The sequence below is a fragment of the Thauera linaloolentis 47Lol = DSM 12138 genome, from assembly GCF_000310205.1.
In the GTDB taxonomy this organism is placed as follows: Bacteria; Pseudomonadota; Gammaproteobacteria; order Burkholderiales; family Rhodocyclaceae; genus Thauera; species Thauera linaloolentis.
On record NZ_AMXE01000166.1, the window covers coordinates 1 to 2,227 of the forward strand.

1 protein-coding gene is annotated in these 2,227 nt (G+C 71.0%); it reads left to right on the plus strand.

Going from position 1 to position 2,227, the window contains the following annotated elements; genetic code table 11:
* Positions 1-201: 201 nt before the first annotated feature.
* Positions 202-2,142 carry an ABC transporter ATP-binding protein gene (locus C666_RS18950; RefSeq protein WP_154666180.1) on the plus strand — a complete coding sequence of 647 codons (1,941 nt, stop codon included), beginning with the start codon at positions 202-204 and terminating at the stop codon, positions 2,140-2,142.
* Positions 2,143-2,227 lie beyond the last annotated feature (85 nt).

Here is a 2,227-nt window from a genome sequence, read left to right on the forward strand (position 1 = left end):
GCCCGCGCCCGCCATCCGGCGCGTGTCCGCCCGCCACGGCGGCGGGCACACGCCTGCTGCGCCGGCAACAACGCGGGAGCAGCATGCTGCGGCCGCAACACCGCCGCCGCGCGATGGCCGCGCACATGCTGGCCCCGACACGTGGACCGTTACTTGCTAACGTGATCCGGTCTCTCCGCACCAACCGGCCCTGCCGCCTCCATGACCTCTACCGCCGCCCCGCAAGCGCCTGCCCTGCCAGCCTCCCCGCTCCACTTCGTCCTCCACTTCGCCCGCGAGCGCCCGGCCTGGTACGCCGGTATGGTGGCGCTAGAAGGCGGCCATGCCGCCTGCGGCATCTTGCTGCCCTATGCCATTGCCGAGATCATCCGCGCGGTGACCCGGCTCGGCGACGCCACCGCCGGCTGGGCCGACGCGCTGCAGGCGCCGCTGCTGCTGTTCATCGCCCTGGCGCTGGGCGAGGTCGTGCTCAGCCGTGCCGCCGGCACCTTGCAGTTCTACTTCGGCCCGCTGCAGCGCCATGCCGTCACGCGGGCGCTCTACGCCTACCTGCAGCACCATTCCCAGCGCTACCTGAGCGACAATTTCGCCGGCGCGCTGGCCCACCGCATCGGCGAGACCTCGCTCGCGGTCAACCAGATCATGTGGGCGGTCATCTTCGACTTCTGGCCGGTGGCGATCGTCTTCGGCGTCTCCATCGGGCTGCTGTTCCAGGCCCACCTGCAGCTCGCCCTCTTCGTCCTCGGCTGGGCCGTGGCCTTCGTCGCCCTGTCCTGGTGGCTGGCCACCCGCTGCCAGCCCTACGCGGTGCAGGCCGCCGCGGCGCGCAGCGAAACCACCGGCAGGCTGGTGGACTCGGTGACCAATCTGTTCTCGGCCCGGCTGTTCGCCCGCCTCGGCTTCGAGCGCAGCCTCCTCGATGATCAGCTCGCCGTCGAGCTCAGGGCGGTGCGCCGCTCGATGTGGTATTCGGAGCGGGTGCGCTGGTTCCAGTTCGCCGCCGCCGCGGTGCTGAAGGTGGGCACCCTGTGGTACGCGCTGCGGCTGTGGAGCCAGGGCCTGATCGGCGTCGCCGAGTTCGTGCTCGCCACCAGCCTGTCGCTGCTGATCATCAACGAGGCGCGCAACCTGAGCCGCCGCTTCCTCGAGTTCTTCGAGTTCATCGGCAACGTCAACAATGGCGTGCGCACCCTGATCCGGCCGCACGAGCTGGTGGACCTGGCCGAGGCCCGTCCGGGAACCATCCGCCGCGGCGAGATCGAGTTTTCCGGCGTGCACTTCGGCTACCACGCCGGCCAGACCATCTTCGAGAACCTCGACCTGCGCATCCCCGCCGGGCAGCGCGTCGGCCTGGTGGGCTTCTCCGGCTCGGGCAAGTCCAGCTTCGTCAGCCTGCTGCTGCGCCTGTACGACCCGCAGCAGGGCCGCATCCTGATCGATGGCCAGGACATCCGCCTGATGACGCAGGACAGCCTGCACGCCCAGCTCGGCCTGATCCCGCAGGACCCCAGCCTGTTCCACCGCAGCCTGCTCGACAACATCCGCTACGGCCGCCAGGAGGCGAGCGACGAGGAGGTGGTCGAGGCGGCGCGCAAGGCCCATGCCCACGAGTTCGTCGCACAAATGAAGGACGGCTACCACGCCATGGTCGGCGAGCGCGGCGTGAAGCTCTCCGGCGGCCAGCGCCAGCGCATCGCCATCGCCCGCGTGATCCTGAAGAATGCACCGGTACTGATCCTGGACGAGGCCACCTCCAGCCTGGACTCGGTGACCGAGAAGGCGATCCAGGAGACGCTGGACGAGGCCATGCACGGCAAGACGGTGATCGTCATCGCCCACCGCCTGTCCACCATCGCCCACCTCGACCGCATCCTGGTGTTCGACCACGGCCGTATCGTCGAGGACGGCAGCCATGCCGAACTGCTCGCCCGCGGCGGCACCTACCACCGCCTGTGGTCCGGCCAGGCCGGCGGCTTCCTGCAGGACGACCCGCCGGCCCCCGGCGAGAAGCGCTCGGCGCTGGCCACGGCGGCGACCGACGGGGCAAACCTAGCGCTCGCCGCCGATCCTGGCGACGATCCGGAAGGCGAGGCCCCGCGTCCCGACCGCGGTGAGGCGGTGCTGCCGGCGGCCGCGACCTGAGGGGACGACGCGCATGCCACACCGTTGCCGCTCCCGCCGGCCGTCCGCCGCGCCGCCTCGCGATGCCGCGCCCCGCCCCCGGTCC